Genomic DNA, 16,140 nt, shown 5'->3' with positions numbered 1-16,140 from the left:
TCCCGGGTTAGAAGCCGACCATCGCCTGATCGGCGAGGGCCTGGTTGATCGTCACACCATAGTCATTCTGCAGGCGGTTGACCATCTGGTCCAGCATGTCGTCGCCGGCCGCGCGGGCAATGGCGGCAAACTGCTGGTCGTCATTGGCGAGCGCGTCCGGCGTCGCGTTGGTGTCGACAGAGGTGACCTTGAAGAGGATGCGGCTGGAACCATCGGCATCGGCCGCCGTGCCGACCACGCCTTCGGCGCCCGAGAAGACGGCGGCGATGGTCTGGCGACCGAAAATCGCATCTTCGCTGGTGCGGCGCAGGCCGGATTTCTGTTCGACTGCAAGGCTCAGCTCACCCGCGACAGCCTCCAGCGTCTCGCCCTTTTCAATGCGGGCCTTCAGCTCGTCGGCCTTGGCGGCAAGTGCGGTGCGCTGCTGCTCTGCCGTCCAGTCGGCAACGACATCGTCGCGGACTTCGGCAAGCGTGCGGTCGCGGGCAGGGATGATCTGCTCGACGTCGAACCAGATGTAACCTTCGCGGCCGAGATTGATCGGCAGGGCCTCGGTTCCGGGTTCGGTCTTGAACACGTCCTGGGCGAGCTGCGGGGAGGGCAGGCCTTCGACCGCATCGCCCTTTTCGTCGAGACCGGCTGCGTCGATGGCGGCAATGGTGACCGGTTTCAGGTTCAACTGCTGTGCGGCGTCCGCAAGCGAAGAACCGCCGGCGCGCAGATCCTCGTAACGGTCGTGCACATTGGTGATTTCTTCCGCGGCGGCAGCGGTGGCGAGATCCTTGCGGATGTCTTCCTTTGCCTCTTCCAGCGTGCGGGTGGTTTCCGGCTTGATGCCCGTGACGCGCAGGAGTACCGGGCCGAACGAGCCTTCAACCACCGGCGAAACGCCCCCATCCTTCTGGATGGCAAAAGCGGCATCGGCAATCGACTGGTCGGGGATGGTATCCTTTGTGAATTCGCCAAGCGTGACGTCGGACGGCGTCTTGCCCTGATCCTTCACCACCTGGTCATAGGTGGTGTTGCCGAGCCTGATCTGCTCGGCGGCGGCGGCGGCCATTTCCTTGTCCGGGAAGGTCAGCTGCTCGACCGTGCGGCGGCCGGCGGTGCGGAAGCTGTCCTTGTGGCTGTTATAATAATCGGCGATCTGGGCGTCCGTTACCGAGGCTGGCTCCGCGATGTCGGAAGGTTCCAGCTTCACATAGGTGAATTTGCGGAATTCCGGCGCGCGATATTTCGTCTTGTTCGTCTCGAACCAGGGGGCGAGCACGTCGTCGCCGGGGGCCTTGACCGGCGGGATGACGGCGTTTGAAAGAATGACATAATCAACGGCGCGCTGCTCGTTGCGATATTGCTTCAGGGCATCCACGAGAACCTGCGGTGCGGCAAAACCGTCCGAGACGGCTTCAACGATCTGGCTGCGCACGGCGACCTTGCTGCGTTCCTTGATGTAGTCGTCCTCGCGGAAACCGGAATTGCGCAGGCGCTCCGTAAAGAGGTTGCGGTCGAACTGGCCATTGACCGATTTGAAGGCGGGGTCTTCGGCAATGAGTTTGGCAAGACGGTCTTCCGAAAGACCGAGGTTCATCTTCGAAGCGAGTTCGTCAAGCGATGCCCCGGCTGCAAGCTGGCTGAAGACCTGGCGGTCGATGCCGAAGGCCTTGGCCTGTTCGGTCGTCAGCCTTGTGCCGAACTGGCGGCTGAGATCGGAAATCTGCCGCTGATAGGCGAGGCGGAATTCCTCCGGGCTGACCGTCTGGTCACCCACCGTCATGACGGCGTGGGAATTGGCGGTGACAAGCGATGCGGAAACGCCCCAGATGCCAAAAGAAACAACAAGCAGGAGAAGCAGCAGCTTGGCTGCCATGGTTCGAGAAGCATTTCTCAGGGAATCGAGCATCGTTATGCAAACCTCACAGGAACGTCATCGCGGTCGCCGGCTGTCCGGCCCGCAACGTATCGGCGTTCCTTAAATCAATCCATTCGGAAATTGAAGGGAATTTCCCTTGGAAAAACGGGGTTTTGAAAACGGTTGTGTGATTGGAGGCGCCGAAATGGAGGCAACGGATGGATATCAGCGGCGTCCACACCGTCATTCCTGTGCTTGTGACAGGAATCGAGCCCGCCCAAGTCCTTGGGCTGAAAAGAGTCTTTCCGTCGCACAGACGTGTGTTGACTGGATTCCCGTGACAAGCACAGGAACGAAGGCGGCCATCGCAGGCCTTTCAAAACAAAACCGCCCGGAGGCTCCAGGGCGGCTGAGAACAATCATTTTTAAAGCGGATTTATGCCAGCCTGCCGCACTCAGAAAGCGCGGTCGCGCCGGATCATCGCCTTGAACTCCTCGTCCTCGCGTCGCATCTCGGCAACGACAGAGATCATTGACATCACGAACATTACGCTGATCAGGGCAAGAAGCATCGTCAGAAATGTGAACATGATGTCGTCTCCGGAGTTTCGAGAGTTTCTCCCCGTTATCAGTAATAATTCATATACTGGTAGCGGGCGGTCAGTTGCGGATAGTCAGGTCCAAGCTTTTCAGGCTTCTGTTCATAAAGGCTAAACGTCGTTGCTACCATTGCGATAACCAGAACTGTCCAGGCGGTGCTGATGACGCTGATTTTCGCCGAAGTAGACTGTTTTTCTCTTACAAACATTTGTCTGTTCCTTTGGTTTCTTGTTAACGCACCATGTCCGATCATGTTCCGCGTCAATCATAAAAATCGATTAGCATCGCCCCGGTGAAACTTCCTTGAATGGCTCGTTCATCTGGCGTTCAGGAAACTGGCTGAGGCCGTCATTCGAGGAAAAGATACTCGGCTGCGAATGACGAGATGACCGAAACGACGATCATGAAGGCCAGCATTTTCGATTCTCCGGTTGCTTAACGGGCGAAAGGCGTTTCGGTTTCCCGATGCTGTGCATTTAAACAAAATGGCTCTGAAACCGCACTGAACGGCCCGTTCATCGGGGGTTCACGGCACGGCCGCGCTTGTGAGGGGTGGTTATAAAGTCTTGCGCCGCGTGCTTCTCCATGACAAAAGGCGGCACATATGCTGAAGCGTCGAGACGCGCCCACCATCTGAGAGCGATATGACGATTGCCTTTTATCCAGGATCCTTCGATCCGATGACCAACGGACATCTGGATGTGCTTCTCCAAGCGCTGAACGTGGCGTCAAAGGTCATTGTCGCGGTTGGCATTCATCCCGGAAAAGCGCCGATGTTCAGTTTCGAGGAACGGGCAGGGCTGATAAAGCAGGCGCTTGCGGAGCAGCTGCCGGGCGAAGCGGCGCGCATGGACGTCGTTTCCTTCGATAATCTGGTTGTCGATGCGGCCCGTCAGCATGGCGCGCGACTTCTGCTGCGCGGCCTGCGTGACGGCACCGATCTCGATTATGAAATGCAGATGGCGGGCATGAACCGCCAGATGGCGCCTGATATCCAGACCGTGTTCCTGCCCGCCGGCACCTCGTCGCGACCCATTACAGCCACATTGGTTCGGCAGATCGCCGCCATGGGCGGCAATGTCGAAGCCTTCGTGCCGAAAGCCGTGCTTGAAGCCCTTAACGCCAAGCTGAAGCGCTGACTTCAGCCTTACATTTGGAGCCAATCCGATGAAACTCGTTCGATTTGCCTTTGCCGGCGCCATGTTTGCGGGCGCGCTTGCCGCCAGCACCTTTGCGTCTGCCGCCGAACTTCTCACCGTCCAGCTTAAGGACGGCCCCGTTGTCATCGAGCTTATGCCCGACGTCGCGCCGAAGCACGTGGCGCAGATCGAGGCGCTGGCCAAGAAGGGCGCTTACGACAACGTCGCCTTCCACCGCGTCATCGACGGCTTCATGGCGCAGACCGGCGACGTGCAGTATGGCAACATGGAGAAGGGCTTCAGCGCCCAGCGCGCAGGTACTGGCGGCTCCGACCTGCCGGATATTCCGGCCGAATTCTCCAAGGTTCCGTTCACGCGCGGCGTGGTCGGCATGGCCCGTTCGCAGGATCCGAATTCCGCCAATTCGCAGTTCTTCATCATGTTTGCCGACGGTCCGTTCCTGAACGGCCAGTACACCGTGGTCGGCAAGGTCGTGTCCGGCATGGAAGCCGTGGACAAGATCAAGCGCGGGCAGGGCAGCAACGGCGAAGTTTCCAACCCCGACCGGATGATCAAGGTCACTGTCGGCAAGAAGTAAGACAGGGCAATAGAGCCCGAACAGAGGAGAATAATCATGGCCGAGATCAAGGATCCGGAAAACACCATCATCATGGAAACGACGACCGGCAAGGTCGTGATCCAGCTGCTTCCGGAAGTTGCTCCGGGCCACGTTGCCCGCATCAAGGAACTGGTATCGGAAGGTGCTTATGACGGCGTCGTTTTCCACCGCGTCATCGAAGACTTCATGGCGCAGACCGGCGACGTGAAATTCGGCAAGAAGGGTTCCGAAAGCTTCAACCCGGCCCGCGCCGGCATGGGCGGCTCCGAAAAGCCGGACCTGAAGGCAGAATTCTCCGCCATCCCGCATGTGCGCGGCACCTGCTCCATGGCCCGTTCGCAGAACCCGAACTCCGCCAACTCGCAGTTCTTCATCTGCTTCACGGATTCCCCGTGGCTCAACAAGCAGTACACCGTCTGGGGCCAGGTCATCGAGGGCATGGAAGCCATCGACAAGGTCAAGCGCGGCGAGCCGGTGAAGGACCCCGATTCGATCGTTTCGATGAAGCTCGCTTCGGCGGCTTGAGAATAGCTTATAAAGTGTTTACCCGCTCCGCAGGAAACTGCGGGGCGTTTCACATTGATGACAAGGGTGCCAACCTCTCAGCCGTCATCCTCGGTCCCCGGATCAAGCCCGAGGATGTCCCGAGGATCTAACGATCCCCAACGGCAACGTGGTTAGATCCTCGGGACAAGCCCGAGGATGACGTCTCGTTAGACGAAGCCTTGTCACTACACACCGCCCGCCCCATTGAGGGCGGGTTTTGATATTTTCGAGAGCCCTTGCAATGCGTGTAGACCTGTTCGATTTCGACCTGCCCGAGGAGAATATCGCCCTTCGCCCGGCGAACCCGCGTGATAGCGCGCGCCTGCTGGTGGTCGATCCGAATGAAAATCGCATGGAAGACCATCGCGTTTTCGACCTGCCGTCCTTCCTGCGGGCCGGCGATGCGCTCGTTTTCAACGACACCCGCGTCATTCCCGCCCAGCTTGAAGGTGTCAGGCTGCGCGAAGGCGCGCCGGAGACGGCCGTTTCGGCCACGCTGCACATGCGCGCCGATCAGTCCCGCTGGAAGGCTTTCGCGCGTCCCGGCAAGCGCATCAAGCAGGGCGACCGCATCCGTTTCGGTTATGAGCGCGATAATGCCTGCGGCCTTGCCCATCTGGAGGCCACCGTCGAGCAGAAGGGCGAGGAGGGCGAGATCACGCTGCTGTTCGACGTCTCCGGTCCCGTTCTGGACGAGGCCATTGCCTCCGTCGGCCATATTCCCCTGCCGCCCTATATCGCGGCCAAACGGCCGGAAGATGCGCAGGACCAGACCGACTACCAGACCATCTACGCCCGCGAGAAGGGCGCCGTTGCCGCGCCTACCGCCGGGCTGCATTTCACGCCCGACCTGTTTGCCGCGCTCGACAAGGCCGGTATCGAGCGGCATTTCGTGACGCTTCACGTTGGGGCGGGCACCTTCCTGCCGGTCAAGGCCGATGATACCGACGATCACAAGATGCATTTCGAAATCGGCCACGTCTCGCAGGAAACAGCCGACAGGCTGAATGCGGTCAAGGCGCGGGGCGGGCGCATTGTCTGCGTGGGCACGACGTCGCTGCGTCTGATCGAAAGCGCGGCTGCGGAGGATGGCACCATTCACCCGTGGTCCGATGCGACCGGCATCTTCATCACGCCCGGTTATCGTTTCCGGGCTGTCGACATACTGATGACCAATTTCCACCTGCCGAAATCGACGCTGTTCATGCTGGTTTCGGCTTTCTGCGGTCTCGAAACGATGCGTGACGCATATAAGCACGCCATCGAAACCGGATACCGTTTCTATTCCTATGGCGATTCCAGCCTGTTGTTCCGGAAAAACTGATGCACGACAAATTCACCTTCACCCTGAAAGCCACGAGCGGCGGCGCGCGCCTCGGCGAAGTCGCCATGCCGCGTGGCGTCATCCGCACGCCCGCCTTCATGCCCGTCGGCACTGTCGGCACCGTCAAGGCCATGTATCTTGATCAGGTGCGCGAGCTGGGGGCGGACATCATTCTCGGCAATACCTATCACCTGATGCTCCGGCCCGGCCCCGAGCGTGTCGCCCGCCTTGGCGGCCTGCATGAGCTGATCCGCTGGCCACACCCGATCCTCACCGACAGCGGCGGTTTTCAGGTCATGTCGCTGTCCGGTCTGCGCAAGCTGGATGAGAAGGGCGTGACTTTCAAGAGCCATGTGGACGGTTCGCTGCATCACATGTCACCCGAACGCTCGATCGAAATTCAGGGACTGCTCGATTCGGACATCCAGATGCAGCTCGATGAGTGCATCGCGCTGCCGGCCGAGCGCAAGGAAATCGAGCGCGCCATGGAAATGTCGCTGCGCTGGGCCGAGCGCTGCCGCGTCGCCTTTGGCGACCAGCCCGGCAAGGCCATGTTCGGCATCGTGCAGGGCGGCGACCAGCCGGACCTGCGCATTCGCTCCGCCGAAGGGCTGAAGCAGCTCGATCTCAAGGGTTATGCGGTCGGCGGCCTTGCCGTCGGTGAGCCGCAGGATGTGATGCTGGGCATGCTCGATATTACCCTGCCGGTGCTGCCCACTGAAAAGCCGCGTTACCTGATGGGCGTCGGCACGCCTGACGATATCCTGAAATCGGTGGCGCGCGGCATCGACATGTTCGACTGCGTGATGCCGACGCGTTCCGGCCGTCATGGTCTGGCCTTTACGCGCCGCGGCAAGGTCAATATCCGCAATGCCCGCCATGCCGAGGATATGCGCCCGCTCGACGAACAATCCAACTGCCCGGCCTCGCGCGATTACTCCCGCGCCTATCTGCATCACCTCGTACGCGCCAACGAGGCGCTGGGCGGCATGCTCCTTTCCTGGCACAATCTTGCCTATTATCAGGAGCTGATGCAGGGTATCCGCAAGTCGATCGAGGAAGGCCGTTTCGCCGATTTTTATGCGGAAACCATCGAAATGTGGGCGCGGGGCGATATAGACCCGGTTTAATGCCTCGTGACCTGTCTCCACACTCGACGTCATCCTCGGTCTCGTGCCGAGGATCTGCCGAGGTCGCTAAAGTCAACGGGTGGTAGATCCTCGGGACATCCTCGGACTTGATCCGGGAACCGGGGATGACGATGGAGAGGTTTCTTTCCGACGCCCTGAAGTCTCCAGATTTACCTTCTACGGATTTTACCTTGGCACATGCGCCTTACGTTCTTTTCCGGGATGACACGACCGGCACGGTGACAGCCTTCACCGAGCCGGAGGAAATCATCGTCGCGGATGAGCGAGGAGCGTTTTTTGCAGCGCTGAAGCGCATGGAAGAACTGCGACGTGTAGGAAAGTATTTAGCTGGCTATATGTCTTATGAGGCCGGTTTCCTGTTCGAGCCGAAGCTTGCGCCTTTTGCGGAAGAACCGCGCAACGTGCCGTTCCTGAATTTCGGGGTCTTTTCCGGCCCGCAGCCGGATGACGGCCGCTTTGCGCGGCCTGACGAAGTTCCGGGCGCGGATGCGTTTCTTGCCGATCCGGTTCCGGCATGGACACTTCCCGAGTATCGGCGGCGTTTCGAGCTGTTGCACGACCATATACGCCGGGGCGACTGTTATCAGGGTAATCTGACCATGCCCGTCCATGCCCGCTGGAGCGGCGATCCGCTGACGGCATTCTGGTCGTTGATCGAACGCCAGCCGGTGAAATATGGCGCGCTGGTCGATCTCGGCGGCCCGGTCATCCTGTCACGCTCGCCGGAACTGTTTTTCTCGGTTGACGGGCAGGGGTTCATCGAAACCCATCCCATGAAGGGAACGACGCCGCGCGGAGCGGATGCGGAGGAGGACAGGGCGATCATCGCGGCGATGCTTGCAGATGAAAAGACGCTCGCCGAAAACCGGATGATCGTTGATCTCTTGCGCAACGATATTTCCCGCATCACCGAGGTCGGCAGCCTCGATGTGCCACGGCTTTTCGATATCGAGACCTATCCGACCGTGCACCAGATGGTCAGCCATATCAGGGCGAAACTTTTGCCTGGCATGACGGTGGAAAACATTTTCGCCGCCTTGTTTCCCTGCGGCTCGGTTACCGGTGCGCCAAAAATGTGGGCGATGAAAATCCTGCGCGAACTGGAAGCGGCGCCCCGCGACGCCTATTGCGGCGCCATCGGCCTCATGTCTCCTGGTGGTGAAATGCGCTTTTCGGTGGCGATCCGTACCATGACACTGTTCGATGACGGTTACGCCGTCTTTAATGTCGGCGGCGGCATCGTCTTCGATTCCGTGGCTGAGGCGGAATATGACGAGTGCCTGCTGAAATCGAAATTCGCTGTGGGGGACAGGCTACTGCGAGGGTGATTATCGCCCGATCATCTCAAACGCCCCATTTTCCACCAGCACTTCCTTCGCCACCGCGTGGCTTAGAAAATCCCCGGGGCTGGCGCTTGCGCCATAGGCGCCTGACTGCAGGATGGCGATGAGGTCACCGGCCTGGAGCCTCGGCAATGCCGCGTTGCGAGCCAGCGTATCGAGCGGCGTGCAGAGCGGGCCGACGATGGTTGCAGTCTCCGCGTGGTCGGCCTGCATCATGGCGGGCGCAACGATGGGGTAGTTGCGCTTGACGATCTGACCGAGATTGCCCGAAGCGGCCAGGTGATGGTGCATGCCGCCATCCGTCACAACGAAGGTGGTTCCGCGCGAGGTCTTCACGGAATTGACTTCGGCCGTATAGATGCCGCCCGGACCGGCGAGGAAGCGGCCGGGCTCGACGATGACATGGGCGTCGGCGATCAGCGGATGCGCTTTCAGCAGTGCCTTCAGATCGGGCACGGCGGCTTTTACCTTCGCGAGATCGAGCGGTGCTTCGCCGGCGAAGTAGGGGATGCCGAGGCCGCCGCCGAGATCGATGGTTTCAAGCGGCTTGCCGAGCATTTCCGCCATGCGGGCGGCAATTGAGATGGCATGTCGCCATTGCGAGACAAGCATGTCCGCATCGAGGATCTGAGTGCCGCCATAGATATGGATGCCGACGAGCTCGATAACGCCCGCATGCCGGAAAAGCGCCAGGATATTTTCCAGTTCTTCCTCATCGAAACCAAAAGCGGTGGCCTTGCCGCCCATGCGCATGGCGCCGGCTTGCGCATCCGGCACCGGATTGATGCGGACAGAGGCCTTGACGGGTTTGCCGATTGCCTCGATGCGGGCAATTTCCTCGGCGCTTTCCACGTGGATTTCGCCGATTCCGCCCGCGATCACTTCGTGCAATTCGGCTCTGCTTTTGCCGGGCCCGGCAAAGATGATGTTTTCCGGCGCGACACCAGCCTTTATAGCGGCGCGATATTCGCCGGCGGAAGCGATTTCCGCGCCAGCGCCTTCCTGCCGGAAGAGCGCGATGATGGCGGGCAGGGGATTGGCCTTCACCGAATAATAGATATCGGCAAAACCGGAGAGCGTCGCCTGGAGATCGCGGTAGGCGCGGCGCATCGCGCCAGCATCATAGAGAAAGCATGGGGTTCCGGCTTTGGCGACGATATCGCGCACGGCAAGCCCGCCGATCACAAGATCGTTTTCGCTGATATCGAATGACGCGGCCGCAAGGGCGGGACCGTGGCTCTGGGGTTTATCCGTGGGCGCCATTGTCCGTCCGTTCGCGCACAAGCGCGCGGTAGTCCACCTTGCCATTGGCGGTGACCGGCAACCGGTCGACCAGCTCGATGGCGCGCGGGATCATGAAGGGGGCGAGCATTTCAGCGGCCTTCTTCAGTGCCGCGGAAACATCGATATTTTCATTGGCGGCAGTCGCCACGGCATGCACCTTTTCCCCCGCAAAGGGGTCCGGAAGGCCGATGACGGCGACCTGCTGGAACAAGCCTGTCGACATCAGGCTTTCTTCGACTTCGGTGGGGCTTATGCGATAACCCGAAGACTTGATCATCGCATCGTTACGGGCAACGAAGCTGAAGAACCCGTCTTCGTCTTCCACCGCCAGGTCGCCGGAGTAACATACGGTTTCTCCGCCCAGCGCCGCCGGAATGAAGGGATGCGGGCGCAGGACTTTCGCCGTGTCTTCCGGCCGGTTCCAGTAGCCCAGCGAAACGGTCGGGCCTCGATGCACGAGAATGCCGGGTTCGCCGGGCTTTGCCCGCTGTCCCTCGGCGGTGACGATGAATATCTCACATTCGGGAATGGCCTTGCCGATGGAGGTCGGGCGGCGATCGATTTCATCCGGCGGCAGGAAGGTGGAGCGGAAGGCTTCGGTCAGGCCGTACATCAGGTAGATTTTCGTGTCCGGCAGCTTTTCGCGCAGCGCCTTCACAGTTTCCTGCGGCACGCGCCCGCCAGAATTGGTGATGTAACGCAGATGCGGAAGCGGCGTCCTGGCAAGCGACGGCGCCGCCCTCGTCAGGATCGCCCAGACTGTCGGCACCCCGGCAAGCCCGGTCACGGCGTGGTCGCGCAGGTCGCGGACGATATCGTCACCGAGCCTAAAGGTGGAGATGATTGTTGTCGCGCCCTGTTCCACTGCCGTCAGCAGCTGGTTGAGGCCATAGTCAAAGCTGAAGGGCAGAAGGGAAAGAATGCGATCCTTGCCGGTAATCTCCAGATAGGTGCGCACGATGCGCGCGCCGGCCAGGAGATTGCGATGCGACAGCATCACGCCCTTGGGTGAGCCGGTAGAACCGGATGTATAGAGGATCGCCGCGAGGTCTTCGCCGATTGCCGCCGGGCTTTTGACCGACGTCTTGCCGCCTTCGGCGATATCGTTCGCCAGAAGCACGCGGACACCGGCCAGACCTTCCAGCGCCGCGCTCAGCTCGTCGCGCATGGTCGCATTGCTGATGACAAGTTCTGCGCCGCAATCCACGATGATATGGCGTATCTGCTGCGCCTTCAGCAGCGCATTGACCGGCACGAAGACGCATCCGGCCATGCTGACGCCGAAGATCGCCCAGCATTCTTCCGTGCCTCGCGGCAGAAAAATGACGACCCGGTCGCCGCGTTGCGCCCCAGCCTGCTGCAAGGCAGCCGCGCATCGTTCCGCCGCTTCGGCAAATTGCCGGTAGCTTAGGGATGTGTCTTTATAAACGATCGCCTGCCCGTCGCTTGCCGCGCGCGCGCCCAGCAGGTGGTGCAGCAGGAAAGGAGGTGTCATCTCCTTCGTTCCCTGAGGACGAAGGCGACGAGATCGGCGGGCGTGCCAAGGTTGTCGGGGGTGAAATGTTCGTCGTCGAGAATGATGCCGAAGCCTTCACCAAGAAAGATCATCAGCTCCAGAAAGCCGAGCGAATCGATGACGCCTCCCTCGAGAAGCGGCGTGTCGGCCGAAAAAGGTGCATAGGCAGGGAAACGGTCCGAAAGATAGGAGTGAATGGTATCAGCAATCTCTATTTCGCTCGTTTTTGCTGCAAGCATGTTCATTCCCCGATCTCCCCGTATATTTTCCATGGCTCCCGCCCCGGAACCCCGTTTATCTGTAAAGGCCAGGTTTCGGTCAGGACAACCCTAGCACCACTAAAATACCTAGGGTGGCAATAACACCAACTCTGAGTATGTTTCGTTAATAAATTGTGGGTTCCATGCGCCTTTTACTTGTATCGGCGCAGATTTATGTGCAGCGAAGCCGCCCGCGTTTCGTTCACCGTCGAGTGCAGCCATCGTCATGGCAAATCTGCCGTGGCGAAGGAGATGGCGGGCGATCGCGGAAATGTGTCTTTGTACGACTGCGCGGTCCTCGCAATAGATGAGGCGCGCGGAGGGCGCCCTTTTGGTCGCCGTTTTCAGAAAGACCAGCGGGTAATGACGGCCATCCGCCTGCATGATGGCGACGATGCAGCCGAGGCGCGCGTGATCTTCAAGCATCTCACGCGTCTCGCTGGTCAGCGTACCGGGTTGAGCGGAGGCAAGCGTTATGAGGCGGGCGCTCGAGGGGCGCAACGCCTTCAACGGCAGGGGATAAAAAAGCGTGCAATCCGTCTCCGTGTGAAAGCCCAGCCTCTCATTCAGCCTGCAGGCTTCGGCCGAGGGGGTGAGGTCGGTGAAGACCTCATCCTCTGAAGACGACGCCATTTGCAGCATGCGCGGCGCGAACCATCTGCAAGCCGGCTCGACATACCAGCTGGACAGATTGACGACGACAGTGCCGGTATCCGGCAGGCGGCTTTTGATTGTCAGCAATACACCGGCGGCGTCGTCACCTTTCATCAGCAATTGCCCGACCGGACCGAGTTGCCGGCGTTCGTGATGTTCGGCGATCAGCGCAAGCCCGCGGGACCAGAAGGCCTCGCTCTTTTCAGGGAAACCTTTCGTCAGAAGACTGATGGCGGCGGCGCGGTTTCCGTTATCGATCGATACGATTTTCAGGGGCGCTCTCCGCTGTCTGGCGTCACTCGGCCTGAGGAAGAGATTTTTCAACCCCACCGCGCGTTATGGGATTACAACGATAGATTTACCGTCCCGTTAATCGCGCTGGCTGTAAGGCCGAAGGAGCGATCACATTTGCATGAATGGGCAGGCGCGCGTGCTGCGCGCCTGCTGATGTTGCCGGCCGATCAGTACACGACGACGCCGCGGATGCTTTCGCCCCTGTGCATCAGGTCGAAGCCCTTGTTGATGTCTTCGAGCGGCATGGTGTGGGTGATCATCGGGTCGATCTGGATCTTGCCTTCCATGTACCAGTCGACGATCTTCGGCACATCCGTGCGGCCGCGCGCGCCGCCGAATGCGGTGCCCATCCAGTTGCGGCCGGTGACGAGCTGGAACGGACGGGTGGAGATTTCCTGGCCAGCACCCGCAACGCCGATGATGACCGACTTGCCCCAGCCGCGATGGGAGGCTTCCAGCGCCTGGCGCATGACCCTGGTATTGCCGGTGCAGTCGAAGGTGTAATCCGCGCCGCCGATCAGGTCGCCGTTGCGCTTCGTCATGTTGACGAGATAGGGCACGATATCGTCGCCGACTTCCTTCGGGTTGACGAAGTGGGTCATGCCGAATTTTTCGCCCCAGGCCTTGCGGTCCGGGTTGATGTCGACACCGATGATCATGTCTGCGCCGGCAAGACGCAGGCCCTGCAGCACGTTGAGGCCGATGCCGCCGAGACCGAAGACGATGGCCGTGGAGCCGATTTCGACCTTGGCGGTGTTGATGACCGCACCGATGCCCGTGGTGACGCCGCAGCCGATGTAGCAGACCTTGTCGAAGGGCGCGTCGGGATTGATCTTGGCGAGCGCGATTTCCGGCAGAACCGTGTAGTTCGAGAAGGTCGAGCAGCCCATGTAGTGATGGATCTTGTCCTTGCCGATCGAGAATCGCGAGGTGCCGTCCGGCATCACGCCCTGGCCCTGCGTGGCGCGGATGGAGGTGCAGAGATTGGTCTTGCGCGAGGTGCACGAATAGCACTCGCGGCATTCCGGCGTGTAGAGCGGAATCACATGATCGCCCTTCTTGACGGAGGTAACGCCCGGTCCGACATCCACGACGATGCCGGCGCCTTCATGGCCGAGAATGGCCGGAAACAGGCCTTCCGGATCGGCGCCGGAAAGGGTGAAGTCATCGGTGTGGCAGATGCCGGTCGCCTTGACCTCGATCAGCACTTCGCCGGCCCGGGGACCTTCGAGCTGAACGGTCATGACCTCGAGCGGTTTTCCTGCCTGAATGGCAACGGCGGCGCGGACGTCCATATCTTATCTCCTGGCATTGTCTCGTGATTGGATGGGGCTGTTTTGCCCGAGCTTGGCTGGAGGGACAAGGGGCAAGCCCAAGTTTGTGTTTACGCACGTGGCGGTGAATGCACCCCATTCACTACCGCGACGCGGTCATACGCTTCTATCGAAGATAGCTAATTTATTAATAAATAAACTAAGCATATGAATTTGCGTCATATTTTTCAGTTCCGATTGAGCTTTGATTTACGGTTTGCGTGTTAATTGACCCCTGTATTTTCAGTGGTCAGGCGACGTTGCCCGAAAAGCAGCGCCGCAGGCGGCCAAAGAGCAATTTTCAATCGACCGGCGTTAGCCGGACATATTTAGCGTCGCAGAAAGCCAGGCCAGTCGCTTTTCACAGCGCGCCTTTCCCATGGTGATGAGCGACATGAGACGGTGTTTTGATGACGAGCAGGCCGATAAAAAAAGCAGCACGGGAAAGGGGAGCGTTTTTCTCGCTGCTCAAGGACCGCAAAGGCGCTTTCGCCATTATGACCGCACTGTTGCTGCCCCTCTTCGTCCTTCTGTTAGGGGTGCTTTTCGAAGGCGGCCGGGCGCTGGTCTATTACAACCAGTCAAAGCGCGTCATGGCGCTGGCCTGCGAACGATCGACCAAGCCCACGCGGACCGATACGCCTGAAGATGAGGACCGCCGGGAAGCCGTGCTTACAACCTTCGATTCGATGATCCAGTCTACAAAACAAAAGGTGATCACCCGCGATGTTGTCATTGACTGGCTGCGCACGGATATGAAGGCGGAGTTCGGCTATAATCTGCTGTTTGCCAAGATGTTCAGCCTCGACGAATTCAAGTACCGTTTGAACTACACTTGCCAGGGCATCCCGCCTTATCCCTATGATGGTGAAGTGCTGGTCAATAATGATTTTGAGAAAACCTCACTCGATAAGGAGCGCGTTCTAAAAAACGGGGTCACCGCAAGGACCCCCGGCGGTTGCTGGGGGGTCTATCGCTATACCGAGATCCGCTGGGACGGCGGGACAGACCCCGGTATCGAATTGCAGGACTGGAGCAGCCCCTGCTGCCGCAAGAATCACGACTGGGATGGCTATCCGGACGGGTTTGCGCAGAAAGTTGAGAAAGACAAGGAAACCCTCAACGACAAGGCCTGCGATATCAAAGACACAGACAAGGCGGCCAACACGCGCAGAGATATGGTCGACGACTCCATGGGCAATAATGCGTCCTTGCCGACGCGCTACGTGATCGAGCTGGACAGCGACTGGGGCGCGGTGAGGCAGGGAGGTAAAAAGCCCATGAACGCCAACAGCTCCATCTTCAAAAAAGTGGAGCTTCATCCCGGCTACTATGAGATATCCGTGTGGTACAACGGCCGTAAGAGTCATTTCAAGGACCCTTCCAATCCCGGCAGGCTGATTACCGCTGAGCAGACGAATGGCATCGATGTCACCCTGCAGCAGCTTCTGCCACAATTGGGCACTGTAAAACCGGTCTTTAACATGCGGCAGGGACCGGGCATGGAAAATCCCGTCGATCAGGCCATCAAGTGGCGCTATTACCAGAAGAAATTCACGGTCGACACCTACTCCGTATACAAGCTCACCATCGCCGCATCGGGTTTCAGTGACAGCGTCGGCGGCATCATCACCGGGTTCGAACTGAGATATATCGGAAGGTACGGCGATGAGCGCCGGTAACCGCGTCGAAGCTCGACGGCCAAAAAAACGTCCAACGTCCTCTCGTTTCAATAACCGGTGGCTCGGGCATTATCGGCGTTTTGCCGATGACAGGCAGGCGGCAGCAGCGATTGAGGTCGCGATATTGATGCCGTTCTTCCTCATTCTGATCTTCGGGATATTGGAAATCGGTCTGTTGTTCCTTTATCATCTCAACCTGTCGACGGCCACGACTGCAGGCATAGAATATCTTCGTAAAGCGGCGATGCAGCGGGAGCAGGTGACTGCGGACGCGCTTCGGCGTGCGATCGCGGCCAAGTTTATCGGGGCTACGGACACGGAAACCCTGAAGATAACGCTTGTTCCTATAGCCGATGACGACATCGTCGCGACGCCGATCTCCTTCCCCATCGTCAACCGCTTTCAGGCGCCGAACAGTTCTGCCGGCCAATATATACTTGCGATCGGCTACAACTGGAATTTCGTCATGCCGACGACACATCTGCTTGTGCCCAAGTTCGGAGGCGTTCGTCAGCTGCAGAATGTGTCGCTGGCGGTCACGGCCGTACGGGTGACGGAATGATCGG

General features: G+C 59.5%; 16 protein-coding genes. 8 read left to right on the top strand and 8 right to left on the bottom strand.

Annotated features, from left to right (window positions below; genetic code table 11):
• Window positions 1–7: 7 nt before the first annotated feature.
• From EYD00_RS06480 to EYD00_RS06470, 3 genes are all read right to left on the bottom strand, one after another.
• Window positions 8–1,900, bottom strand: coding sequence for a peptidyl-prolyl cis-trans isomerase (locus EYD00_RS06480; protein WP_004442108.1), 1,893 nt, complete (start codon window positions 1,898–1,900; stop codon window positions 8–10).
• 404 nt (window positions 1,901–2,304) lie between these two features.
• Complete coding sequence (locus EYD00_RS26175; protein WP_004442104.1) at window positions 2,305–2,439, bottom strand: hypothetical protein; 135 nt, start codon at window positions 2,437–2,439, stop codon at window positions 2,305–2,307.
• A 38-nt stretch (window positions 2,440–2,477) separates the two neighbouring features.
• On the bottom strand, window positions 2,478–2,657 hold the full coding sequence (locus tag EYD00_RS06470) for a hypothetical protein (protein WP_004442101.1): 180 nt from the start codon (window positions 2,655–2,657) through the stop codon (window positions 2,478–2,480).
• 436 nt (window positions 2,658–3,093) lie between these two features.
• Here EYD00_RS06470 and coaD point away from each other — a divergent pair, with 436 nt between their 5' ends.
• The 6 genes from coaD (at window position 3,094) to EYD00_RS06435 (ending at window position 8,556) form a co-directional block, all read left to right on the top strand.
• On the top strand, window positions 3,094–3,588 hold the full coding sequence (gene coaD / locus EYD00_RS06460; RefSeq protein WP_004442098.1) for a pantetheine-phosphate adenylyltransferase: 495 nt from the start codon (window positions 3,094–3,096) through the stop codon (window positions 3,586–3,588).
• Window positions 3,589–3,616: 28 nt separating this feature from the next.
• On the top strand, window positions 3,617–4,186 hold the full coding sequence (locus EYD00_RS06455) for a peptidylprolyl isomerase (protein ID WP_004442095.1): 570 nt from the start codon (window positions 3,617–3,619) through the stop codon (window positions 4,184–4,186).
• Between the two features lie 36 nt (window positions 4,187–4,222).
• On the top strand, window positions 4,223–4,732 hold the full coding sequence (locus tag EYD00_RS06450) for a peptidylprolyl isomerase (protein ID WP_004442093.1): 510 nt from the start codon (window positions 4,223–4,225) through the stop codon (window positions 4,730–4,732).
• Window positions 4,733–4,994: 262 nt separating this feature from the next.
• On the top strand, window positions 4,995–6,077 hold the full coding sequence (queA, locus tag EYD00_RS06445; RefSeq protein WP_004442091.1) for a tRNA preQ1(34) S-adenosylmethionine ribosyltransferase-isomerase QueA: 1,083 nt from the start codon (window positions 4,995–4,997) through the stop codon (window positions 6,075–6,077).
• On the top strand, window positions 6,077–7,207 hold the full coding sequence (gene tgt / locus EYD00_RS06440; protein ID WP_004442089.1) for a tRNA guanosine(34) transglycosylase Tgt: 1,131 nt from the start codon (window positions 6,077–6,079) through the stop codon (window positions 7,205–7,207). The genes queA and tgt overlap by 1 nt, the downstream gene beginning before the upstream one ends.
• Before the next feature lie 191 nt (window positions 7,208–7,398).
• Complete coding sequence (locus EYD00_RS06435; RefSeq protein WP_034498956.1) at window positions 7,399–8,556, top strand: aminodeoxychorismate synthase component I; 1,158 nt, start codon at window positions 7,399–7,401, stop codon at window positions 8,554–8,556.
• On the opposite strand, the gene EYD00_RS06430 is transcribed toward EYD00_RS06435, so the two are convergent.
• From EYD00_RS06430 to EYD00_RS06410, 5 genes are all read right to left on the bottom strand, one after another.
• The gene (locus EYD00_RS06430; protein WP_004442083.1) at window positions 8,557–9,834 is read right to left on the bottom strand and encodes a type III PLP-dependent enzyme; all 1,278 of its coding nucleotides are present in this window, start codon (window positions 9,832–9,834) and stop codon (window positions 8,557–8,559) included.
• On the bottom strand, window positions 9,818–11,350 hold the full coding sequence (locus EYD00_RS06425; RefSeq protein ID WP_004442081.1) for an AMP-binding protein: 1,533 nt from the start codon (window positions 11,348–11,350) through the stop codon (window positions 9,818–9,820). Before EYD00_RS06425 ends, EYD00_RS06430 begins: the two co-directional genes overlap by 17 nt.
• Window positions 11,347–11,610, bottom strand: coding sequence for an acyl carrier protein (locus EYD00_RS06420; protein ID WP_034499138.1), 264 nt, complete (start codon window positions 11,608–11,610; stop codon window positions 11,347–11,349). The genes EYD00_RS06425 and EYD00_RS06420 overlap by 4 nt, the downstream gene beginning before the upstream one ends.
• A gap of 108 nt (window positions 11,611–11,718) precedes the next feature.
• Complete coding sequence (locus EYD00_RS06415; protein ID WP_081859529.1) at window positions 11,719–12,609, bottom strand: hypothetical protein; 891 nt, start codon at window positions 12,607–12,609, stop codon at window positions 11,719–11,721.
• 137 nt (window positions 12,610–12,746) lie between these two features.
• Entirely contained in the window at window positions 12,747–13,874 is a 1,128-nt protein-coding gene (locus EYD00_RS06410) for an S-(hydroxymethyl)glutathione dehydrogenase/class III alcohol dehydrogenase (RefSeq protein WP_004442072.1), read from the bottom strand.
• 428 nt (window positions 13,875–14,302) lie between these two features.
• Between EYD00_RS06410 and EYD00_RS06405 the strand changes: the two genes are divergently transcribed.
• Both EYD00_RS06405 and EYD00_RS06400 read left to right on the top strand, forming a co-directional pair.
• Window positions 14,303–15,574 (top strand): pilus assembly protein, encoded by a 1,272-nt coding sequence (locus EYD00_RS06405; RefSeq protein ID WP_004442069.1) that lies wholly within the window; start codon window positions 14,303–14,305, stop codon window positions 15,572–15,574.
• The gene (locus EYD00_RS06400) at window positions 15,561–16,136 is read left to right on the top strand and encodes a TadE/TadG family type IV pilus assembly protein (protein WP_004442067.1); all 576 of its coding nucleotides are present in this window, start codon (window positions 15,561–15,563) and stop codon (window positions 16,134–16,136) included. Before EYD00_RS06405 ends, EYD00_RS06400 begins: the two co-directional genes overlap by 14 nt.
• Window positions 16,137–16,140 lie beyond the last annotated feature (4 nt).

Source organism: Agrobacterium sp. 33MFTa1.1 (assembly GCF_004328495.1).
Classification (GTDB): Bacteria; Pseudomonadota; Alphaproteobacteria; order Rhizobiales; family Rhizobiaceae; genus Agrobacterium; species Agrobacterium pusense.
The sequence above is the reverse complement of the archived record's forward strand: the minus strand, read 5'-3'. Positions and strand labels throughout refer to the sequence as shown.